Origin of the sequence: Kitasatospora sp. NPDC057692 (genome assembly GCF_042799475.1) — a bacterium.
In the GTDB taxonomy this organism is placed as follows: domain Bacteria; phylum Actinomycetota; class Actinomycetes; order Streptomycetales; family Streptomycetaceae; genus Kitasatospora.
Map to the genome: position 1 here is coordinate 19,608 of NZ_JBHVIV010000097.1, position 9,618 is coordinate 29,225.

At 73.0% G+C, this 9,618-nt stretch carries 7 protein-coding genes; 2 read left to right on the forward strand and 5 right to left on the reverse strand.

The features are described 5' to 3' along the window. Positions 1-6: 6 nt before the first annotated feature. Together ACFVFS_RS35185 and ACFVFS_RS35190 are read right to left on the reverse strand one after the other, a co-directional pair. Positions 7-2,562 (reverse strand): phosphoribosyltransferase, encoded by a 2,556-nt coding sequence (locus tag ACFVFS_RS35185; protein ID WP_380628951.1) that lies wholly within the window; start codon positions 2,560-2,562, stop codon positions 7-9. Between the two features lie 131 nt (positions 2,563-2,693). After that, positions 2,694-3,905, reverse strand: a complete 1,212-nt coding sequence (locus tag ACFVFS_RS35190) for an HpcH/HpaI aldolase/citrate lyase family protein (RefSeq protein WP_380628952.1) — start codon at positions 3,903-3,905, stop codon at positions 2,694-2,696. Between the two features lie 323 nt (positions 3,906-4,228). Here ACFVFS_RS35190 and ACFVFS_RS35195 point away from each other — a divergent pair, with 323 nt between their 5' ends. Then, positions 4,229-5,314 (forward strand): TerD family protein, encoded by a 1,086-nt coding sequence (locus ACFVFS_RS35195; protein WP_380628953.1) that lies wholly within the window; start codon positions 4,229-4,231, stop codon positions 5,312-5,314. A gap of 52 nt (positions 5,315-5,366) precedes the next feature. Here ACFVFS_RS35195 and ACFVFS_RS35200 read toward each other — a convergent pair whose 3' ends face one another. Next, on the reverse strand, positions 5,367-6,095 hold the full coding sequence (locus tag ACFVFS_RS35200; RefSeq protein ID WP_380628954.1) for a Tellurium resistance: 729 nt from the start codon (positions 6,093-6,095) through the stop codon (positions 5,367-5,369). A 346-nt stretch (positions 6,096-6,441) separates the two neighbouring features. Between ACFVFS_RS35200 and ACFVFS_RS35205 the strand changes: the two genes are divergently transcribed. Then, positions 6,442-7,560 carry a DUF2637 domain-containing protein gene (locus ACFVFS_RS35205; protein ID WP_380628955.1) on the forward strand — a complete coding sequence of 373 codons (1,119 nt, stop codon included), beginning with the start codon at positions 6,442-6,444 and terminating at the stop codon, positions 7,558-7,560. A gap of 108 nt (positions 7,561-7,668) precedes the next feature. On the opposite strand, the gene ACFVFS_RS35210 is transcribed toward ACFVFS_RS35205, so the two are convergent. Both ACFVFS_RS35210 and ACFVFS_RS35215 read right to left on the reverse strand, forming a co-directional pair. Next, complete coding sequence (locus ACFVFS_RS35210; protein ID WP_380628957.1) at positions 7,669-8,778, reverse strand: DUF475 domain-containing protein; 1,110 nt, start codon at positions 8,776-8,778, stop codon at positions 7,669-7,671. Positions 8,779-8,832: 54 nt separating this feature from the next. Beyond that, positions 8,833-9,408: a TerD family protein gene (locus ACFVFS_RS35215; protein ID WP_380285005.1), complete on the reverse strand. Its 576-nt coding sequence runs from the start codon at positions 9,406-9,408 to the stop codon at positions 8,833-8,835. Between the last annotated feature and the right edge of the window lie 210 nt (positions 9,409-9,618).

The following is a 9,618-nucleotide window of genomic DNA, read 5'->3' on the forward strand; positions in this document are numbered from 1 at the left end:
CGGGGCTCAGGACTCCTTCACCAGGACGGCCGTACCGGAGGCGCCGGTCGCCCCCCGGGTGTAGCGGGGGTGGATGAGGCCGACGCACGAGTACGGCAGGTCGTCCACCTCCTCGACCGGGACCCCCCGCTGGGCGGCGAGCAGCCGGACGTGGTCGAGGTCGGCGCCCGCGCCGCGCCGGGCCAGCACCCGCCAGGGGACGCGGCGCAGCATGACCCGGGTGGTCTCGCCGACGCCGGGCTTGACCAGGTTGACGTCGTCGATGCCGAACTCGGCGCTGATCCGCTCGACGGCGGCCCAGCCGGCCCAGTCGGGGGCGCGCTCCGCCGCGTGCTCGGCGGAGAGGAACCGCCCGGCCGCCTCGACGGCCTCGGCCCGGACGTCCGCGAAGTGGTCGGCGACGGTGTCCAGGAAGGCGCCGGAGACGTCGGCGCCGGCCAGCTCGGTGTAGTGCTTGGCGCCGTGGAAGTCGTTCGGGCCGATCAGGTCGGCGCGCAGCACGGTGCGCGAGACCAGGCCGGAGACGGTCGAGTTGAGGCAGGCGGAGGGGATCAGGAAGTCGTCCCGGGTGCCGAAGGTGGACACGCAGCGGCCGGGGTCGGCGAGGACGGCGAGGCCGGGTTCGAAGCCGGTGCCGGCGAGCGCCTCGGCGAGTTCGCGGGTGATCGCGCCCTTGCCGGTCCAGCCGTCGACGAACACCACGTCGGCCGCCCGGTGGTGGGCGTCCAGGTAGCGCAGGGCGACCGGGTCGATGCCGCGGCCGCGGACGATGGAGACGGCGTAGTGCGGGGCGTCGACGCCGTGTCCGGCGGCGAGCCAGCGGCGGATCAGGACGCCGACGGGCGTGCCGGCCCGGGCCAGCGAGGCCAGCACCAGGCCGGGGCCGCGCTCGCGCAGCAGGGTCTCGGCGACGGTGCCGACGGCGAGCGCGATCCGCCGGGCGGAGGCGCGCAGGGCCTGGTGGAACAGCTCCTGGTACTCGGGGCTCGGCTGGTACTCGACCGGCAGTGACTCGGCGTAGTGGGCGCCGCCGCGCTGCACGGCCTCCTCGCGCTCCTCGGTGGGTGCCTCCAGGGCGACCTCGGAGAGGTCCTTGAGCAGCCAGGCCACCTCGTCGGCCCGGTAGGAGGAGAACGCCGGGCCGTACAGCGGCTGCGGGAGCGCGGTGGGCCGGTGGGAGGGCAGCACGGCGAGCACCACCCGGTCGGTGACGCGCCGCAGCTGGCCGATCAGGGCGCGCTCGCCCTCGTGCAGGGCCGGGGTGTCGGCGATGTCGTCGACCACCAGGACCACGGTGCCGAAGCGGCGGGCCGGGTCGGCGCCGGGGGCGACGTTGTAGACGTAGCGCTCGCGCGAGGAGTCGTCGGCCGGGTCGTCGTGGGCGGGGAAGGCCAGCCGGGTGCGGATGGCGTAGCCGGGGTCGTCGACCGCGAGGACGGGAGAGCGGGTGGTGGTCGAGCTGTGGACGCGGTCGGCCCCGCCGGGGAGCCGCTCGGCCAGCGCGCCGGCCAGGCGCAGCGGCGCGTACATCAGCTCCTCGAAGCCGAGCACCAGCACCCGCCCGCCGGTGCCGGAGCCCCCATCGACCGAGCCCCCATCGACCGAGCCCCCGCCGACCGCGTCGCCGTCGACCGCGTCGCCCTCGACGGCCGCCGCCAGCTGCTCGGCCAGCGCCGGCAGCGCCTCCTCCAGCCGGGCCCGGTGCTCCGGGGTGAAGCCGTGCCGCCCACCGTCGGGCAGCCCGTCCGGCCAGGCCAGCTCGACCCGCACCAGCGGCGCGGCCGGGGCGGCCGGCGGCTCGGGGGCCGGTCCGGCCTCGGCGATCAGCCGCTCGGCCCGGTCCAGGATGTCCGCGGGCAGCTCGACGCCGCCGCCGGCCAGCGCCACCAGGTCGAGCCGGACGCCGAGTTCGGCGGCGGTGTCGGCGAGCCGCCGCCGGTCCTCGGCGCCGCGCAGGTCGACCAGGGCGACCACCACGTAGTGCTCGCGCGGGTGGCGGGCGTGCAGGGCGCGGATGGTGTTGAGCACGGTGGTGCCGGTGGAGAACTCGTCGTCCACCAGGACGAGCGGGCCGTCGCCGGCGAGCAGCCCGGGGTCGGCGGGCAGCAGCAGGTGGGAGGTGGCGTGCGAGTGCTCCTCCTCGAACCCGCCGAGCGGGGCGAGCCCGGGCACCGGGCGCCGGGTGGAGTGCAGGTAGGGGGCGTCCAGTCCGTCGGCGACACTGTGGCCGAGGCCGGTGGCGGTCTCGGCGTAGCCGAGCACCACGGCGTCGGCGAGGGCCCGCCCGCCGAGCGGGCCGAGCAGCTCGCGGACCCGGCGGCCGAGTTCGAGGCCGGCGCCGTGCACCACGGCGGGGCGCTGCGGCACGTGCTTGCCGAGCACGGTGGAGACCAGCAGGTGGGCGCGCTTGCGGTTCTCCCGCAGGGCCAGGCCGACCAGTTCGGGGAGGCGCTCGGAGCCGGTCAGCGCGACGCCGGCCCGCTCGGCCACCCAGCGGCCGGTCCACTCCCGCGGTCCGGCCGACGGCTCCGTTCCGGTCCGCTGCTGCTCTGCTGCTGTCACGAAGGGGTCCTGCTTTCGGTGGTGCGGTGCGGTGGGCAAGGTCGGGGAGGGCCGGTCGGGGAGGGCCGGTCGGCCCGAACAGGGTCGGCCCGGACAAGGTCGGGCGCAGGGCCCGGAGGGGCCGGGGGAGCTCAGCGGCAGAGGCAGGCCGACAGCAGCTCCGCGAAGCTGACGTCCTCGCGGGCCACCCCGAACACCTCGGCGCGCAGCATCACCCGCTCCGCCCAGGCCCGGTGCGGCTTGGCCTCGTTCATCTTGTTGGTGTACGCCGAGCGCAGCACCCCGCCCCCGCCCCGCTCCTGCTGGAGGATGTCCCGGGCGTCGCTGTACTCCTCGTGCGTGACGACGGACAGCGCGTGCACCGCGGGCACATGGCTGGGGTGGATGCAGGTCTTGCCCAACAGGCCGTTGGCGCGGTCGAGTTCGATCTCGCGGATCAGCCCGTCCAGGTCGTGCTCGATGATCCGCCGGCGGACCGCCTCCCGGGAGGGCTCGGCCTCGGCGAACGGGGTGCGGCGCAGCTGCGGCTTGAACATCCGCTCCTGGACCGGGAAGTACTCCCAGACCGGGCCGGTGATGGTGAACCCGGTGCCGTCGGCGCGGCCGAGCACATTGACCACGTCGCCGATCACCGAGGCGACCAGGGCCACGTCGTACGCGGTCAGGTCGGGCGAGCGGCGCAGGCCGTAGGCGGAGCAGAGGTCGGTCACGCCGAGGCGGACGGCGAGGACCCGCTCGCGGTGCTTCTCCAGCAGCCGGGCTATGCCGAACAGCTGGTCGCGGCGGGTCTCCAGGTGGGCGAGCTCGGGGGACTCCAGCACGGGCATGGCGAACAACCGGCGGCCGGTGGCGGCCCCGGCCCCGGCGAGCGCCTCCAGGAACTCCCCGCCGGTCTCCTCGGTGAACTTGGGCAGCACGAATCCGGTGAGCACGCCGATCGCCGGTCCGAGCCGCTCGGCGAGGTCGGTGAGCTGGGCGGCGGTCCGCACTCTGATGAAGAGGAGGGGAAGATCCTGTGTGCAATCCGTGGAGGCTCCGGCCGCTCCGCCACCCTCCGTGACCTCCGTCCACAGCGCGCCCAGCTGGGCCACCAGGTTGGCCTCGGCGTCCGGCACCTCGTGGTCGGCGATGGCGTCCTCCAGGCAGAGGACCATCGAGACGACCCCCTGCGCGGCCTGCTTGCGGATGTCCGCGCGCAGGGTGGGCCGGGTGGCCGGGCTGTAGAGCGTGGCGCCCAGCGCGGTGGCCAGCACGGCCGGGTCGCCGTCCGGGGTGAACTCCCCGGGCCCCACGAGAAAGAGCCGGTCGCGGACGTCGTCCGCCAGGTGGCCGAAGTGGCGCAAGGTGCTCTCCTCAGGAGTTCGGCCGCCGGTCCGGCGGAGGCGGGGAGGGGCGGTGACGAGCCCCGGTGCGACACCCGGTTCAACCGGCTCGACGGCCGTCGTGGTTCCCGGCCCGCTTCCGGCCGGTCACCGTCGACCGACCCCCGAAGGACTCCCGCCCGCCCATCGTACGGACGGCTCCGGGCGCATGCCGGTTCCGCAATGGCGAATTCTCGGAAGGTTACCCTCCACTTCACAAACCGCAAGCGTTGGCAAAGTCCCACCACGACGCCTCCCCCGGTCACGTTGTCCGAAGGGGTGGCGAACAGGCAGGATGGTCGGCTATGACGCACGTGATGGCCAAGGGCGCCAACATCGCACTGCCGGTGGCGGCGGTCCGCGCCGTGCTGCGCTGGAGCGCCACGCCCGGTGCGCCGGACGTGGACGCCTCCGCCCTGCTGCTCGGCCCGGGCGGCAAGGTCGGTTCGGATGCCGACTTCGTCTTCTACAACCAGCCGCGCCACCCGTCCGGCCTGGTGCGCCACCTGCCCAAGCAGCAGAGCGCCGACGGCACCGAGATCACCGACACCGTCGAGGTCGAACTCGGCAAGCTGTCGGCCCACGTCGACCGGGTGGTGCTGGCCGGCTCCTCCGAGGGCGGCTCGTTCCGCACGGTGGCCGGGCTGCGCCTGCAGCTGTTCGACGCGGCGGCCGGCGAGGGCGCGCCGCCGCTGGCCGAGTTCGCGATGGCCGACGGGGACGAGGTCACCGCGCTGGTCGCGGGCGAGCTGTACCGCCGGGCGGGCGCCTGGAAGTTCCGGGCCGTCGGCCAGGGCTACGCGTCCGGGCTGATCGGCCTGGCCACCGACTTCGGCATCACCGTCGAGGACGAGGGCGACCCGGGCACCGGGTCCGCCCGGTCCCAGCCCCCGGCCGGACCGCCCGCCGCCCCGGCCGCGGACCCGCGGACCGCGCTGCCCGACCCCCGGCCGGCCGGCCGCCCCGAGCCGGGCACCTTCACCCTGGCCCCGGCCGTCCCGCAGCCGCAGGCCGCCGCCCAGGCCACCCGGACGCCGGCCGGCGTCCCCGCCAACACGCCCCCGCCGCCGCCCAACCCGCCCACGGTGCCGCCGAACGTCCCGCCGGCCCCGACCGCGCCGCCCACCCGGCAGCCCGGTTACGGCTACCCCCAGCCGCAGCCTCAGCAGGCCCCGCAGCAGGCCCCGCAGCAGCAGGGCGGCTACGGCCACCCCCAGCAGCCCGCGGCCCCGGGCTACGGCTACCCCCAGCAGACGCCGCAGCCCCCGCAGCAGGGCGGCTACGGCTACCCGCCGCCGAACACCGCGCCCCCCGTGCAGCAGCAGCCGCCGGCACCCGCCGCCGAGGAGTTCGCCCTGCCCCCGCAGGGCCCGCAGTTCCAGCCCCGCTGAGCCGCTCCCTGCCGCCGCCCCTGCCCCCCCGCCCGGTCCCCCGGGCCGGGGCTCACTCCGGCTTGTACCCGCGCTGCCACTGCATCCCGAAGCCGTACAGCCGGTCGATGTCCGCCTGGAACCCGTTGACGTAGCGCACCTCGCGCCGCACCGTGAGCGTGTTGTCCCCGCTGTTCTCGATCAGCACCACCGCGCAGGACCGCGCCGCCGGGGCCCGCTCCTCCAGCTTGACCTCGATCCGCGGCCCGGACTGCGGCACGATCGTCACCACCGCGTTGGTCTGCTCGAAGGCGGGCGTGCCGTCGTAGATGTACACGAACACCAGCAGCCGCTTGAACTGGTCCTTCTTCTCCAGGTTGATGTACATCGTCTCGCCGGACGGCGCACCGTACTGGTCGTCGCCGCTGAGCTTGACGTACGGCGGGTGCTGCAGATCCCCGAGGAGACCCCCCAGCGGCTGCACCACCCCCCGCTTGCCGTCCGCGAGCTCGTACATGCAGGCCAGGTCGAGGTCCACGTTGACCTGCGCGTTCTGGCTGGAGTCCGGCTCCATCGGGCTGAAGATGCGCGGGCTGAAGAACCGCCGCACGGTGTCCCCGGCGGACGCCCGCGCGGCGCCCGTCCGGGTGGTCCAGTGCAGGTTGACGTAGAGGTAGCCGGTGGTCGCCGCCGCACCGGTGATCGCGTGCTGCGGCGACGACTTGGTCAGGGTGACCTTGAACTGACCGCCGGTGTCGAGACTGTTCCGCTCCCCGCGCAGGTACTCCCAAATCGAGGCCATGCCGTCCTCCCCCAGCCCCGTCAGTCGCTCTGACGGTCCGCCGCTCCATGATCGGGCATCAACCCGCCCGCGGGTACCCGGACTCCCCTACCCGCGGCCGCTCCGGGGACACCGCCAGGACACCGGCGGGTCGATTGGCGGGGCGAAGGCCGACTCCCGTACCATGCCGCCACTTCGGACGCGATATCGTCTAGCCGCACAGGTGTCCCGTGCGCCCCCTTGTCCCGGGCGTGCCGGGCCACCCGTCCGACCACGACGCACCGTCAGGCCCGGTCCCGGGGACGAGTCCTGACCACCGTGTCGCACTGTGACCTGTCCCCTGCGGAAACCCGAGGCCCGACCCGCAATGAACCTGACCTCCATACAGCTGGTCTGGACCGTCATCGGCGGCGCAGCCCTGCTGTTCACCGCCATCCTGGTGGCGACGCTGCGCTTCAAGAACAACAGCCGGAAGCAGGAGTCCGGCGACTCCTGGGAGCGCAGCGAGGAGCGCCGCCGGCGCAAGGAGATGATCTACGGGATCTCCTCCTACGTCCTGCTGTTCTGCTGCGCCGGCGTCGCGGCCGCGCTCTCCTTCCACGGCCTGGTCGGCTTCGGCAAGGAGAACCTCGGCCTGTCGAACGGCTGGGAGTACCTGGTGCCGTTCGGCCTGGACGGCGCCGCGATGTTCTGCTCGGTGCTCGCCGTCCGCGAGGCCAGCCACGGTGACGCGGCGCTCGGCTCGCGTCTGCTGGTCTGGGTGTTCGCCATCGCCTCGGCCTGGTTCAACTGGGTGCACGCCCCGCGCGGCATGGCCCACGACGGCGCCCCCGAGTTCTTCTCCGGCATGTCGATCTCGGCCGCGATCCTCTTCGACCGCGCGCTGAAGCAGACCCGCAAGGCCGCCCTGCGCGAGCAGGGCCTGGTGCCGCGCCCGCTGCCGCAGATCCGCATCGTCCGCTGGCTGCGCGCCCCCCGCGAGACCTACGCCGCCTGGTCGCTGATGCTGCTGGAGAACGTCCGCAGCCTGGACGAGGCCGTCGAGGAGGTGCGCGAGGAGCGCCAGGCGAAGCTGGACGCCAAGGTGCGGGCCCGCAGCGCCGACCGCCGCGAGCGCGCCGAGCTGAAGGCCATCTCCCGCCAGTCGGGCGGCATGCTCTCCCGCAACCGCAGCGGCCGCCAGGTGCCCGCCCTCGCCTCCGCCGGAGACGGCCCGAGCGCTACGGAGCCTGCCCTAGCCGCCGAGGCGGACGCTTCCTCCTCCCTCGCCGGCGCCTCCGCGCTGGAGCCGGCCTCGCTGGGCTCCCTGGAGACCGGCCGCCGCCCGCGCACCTCCGTCGGCGGCAGCACCGCCTCCTCCTCGGCCTCCTCGTCCTACCGCAGCAGCTCGACCATCGACCTGACGCCGGACGACGACACCCTGTCGATGCCCAAGCTGGACTCGCTGGAGCGCAAGCTGCGCGCCATCGAGCAGCAGCTCGGCTGAGCAGCCACCCCGCACGACGCCGAACGGCCGTTCCCCACTCGGGAGGAACGGCCGTTCGGCGTTGTGCTGTGCTGTACCGCTGTGACGCCGTGGCGCCGTACGGGGGAGCTACTGGGCGCTGCCCACCAGCTCCCGCTCCCCGTCGCCATCGCCGCCGCCGGCGCCGTCGCGCCGGTTGCGCAGGATCGACGAGCCGAGGGCGAGGCCGATGAAGGCGACGCCGATGAGGCCGGTGACGATCTCCGGGATGTGGTACTCGATGCCGACCATCAGGATGACCGCGAGCGCACCGATCGCGTAGTGCGCGCCGTGCTCCAGGTAGACGTAGTCGTCCAGGGTGCCCTTGCGGACCAGGAAGACGGTCAGCGAGCGGATGTACATCGCGCCGATGCCGAGGCCCAGGGTGATCTGGAAGATGTCGCTGGAGATCGCGAACGCGCCGACCACGCCGTCGAAGGAGAACGAGGCGTCCAGCACCTCCAGGTACATGAACAGGAAGAACGCGGCCTTGCCGCCGACCTGGACGATCGACTTGCCGGACTTCTCGGCCTCCTCCTCCTTCTCGGCCTCCTCCTCCAGGCCCGACTCGAAGACCGAGGCGAGGCCGTTGACGCTGAGGTAGGTGACGAGGCCGAGGACACCGGCGAGGAGCACCGTCTCGGCGTGCTCACCGGCGAAGAAGTTGGACGCCAGCAGCAGGGTGACCAGGGCGACGACGGTGGAGAACGCCTCCAGCTTGCCGACCTTCTCCAGCGGGCGCTCGATCCAGGCCAGCCAGTTGTAGTCCTTCTCCTCGAAGATGAAGTCGAGGAAGATCATCAGCAGGAAGACGCCGCCGAAGGCGGCGATGGCCGGGTTGGCCTGCTCCAGGTACTGACCGTAGGTGAGGCCCTCGTACGTCTTGTCGCTGTGGATCGCGAGGTCGATGACCGTCGCCGGGTTGAGGTGCGCGGTGAGGCCAACGACCAGCAGCGGGAAGATCAGTCGCATGCCGAACACGGCGATCAGCACGCCGACGGTCAGGAAGATCTTCTGCCAGTACGGGTTCATCCGCTTCAACACCGTGGCGTTGACCACCGCGTTGTCGAACGAGAGGGAGATCTCCAGGATGGAGAGGATCAGCACGATGCCGAATCCCTCGGCTCCCCAGAGCAGGCCTGCGGCGATCAGTCCGAGAACGGTGATCGCGAATGACCAGCCGAATGTGCGGAGGAACACGGGACTTGGTTACCTTTCGGGTTCATGGCGGGGCGATCACGGCGATCGCGGCCTTTACTGTACGTTTACGCCGAAATCGAGAGCAATGCCCCGCAGGCCCGAGGCGTAGCCCTGGCCCACCGCGCGGAACTTCCACTCGCCCGCGTACCGGTACAGCTCGCCGAAGATCATCGCGGTCTCGCTGGACGCGTCCTCGGTGAGGTCGTAGCGGGCGATCTCCTGGCCGTCCACCGAGTTGACCACCCGGATGTACGCGTTGCGGACCTGGCCGAAGTTCTGCGACCGGTTCTCGGCGTCGTAGATGGACACCGGGAAGACGACCTTGTCGACCTGCGCCGGCACGAGGTCCAGGTTGACCAGGACGACCTCGTCGTCGCCGTCGCCGTCACCGGTCAGGTTGTCACCGGTGTGCTCGACCGAGCCCTCGGGGCTCTTGAGGTTGTTGTAGAAGACGAAGTACTCGTCGCCCAGCACCCGGCCGCCCGAGCAGAGCAGCGCGCTCGCGTCGAGGTCGAAGGGCGCGCCGGTCGTGGACCGGGCATCCCAGCCGAGGCCGATCTGCACCTGGGTCAGGTTCGGCGCGGCCTTCGTGAGCGAAACATTGCCACCCTTGGCGAGCGTGACACTCATGGCTTGTCCATCCTCCCTTGCCTCCCGGGGCGCATCTCAGGTCTATTCCCCCGCAACCCCGGCCGGCCCCTTCCGGCCGGCTGAACTTTCCTGAACTCCCATCCTTCCAGTGCGCCGGGAACGGCGGAACGGCCGGGGCGGGCGCCCCCCCCGTGGCGTCCGCGGCCGCCCCCGCCCGGGGCACAACCAGCCCGGGGGGTCTCGTATAAA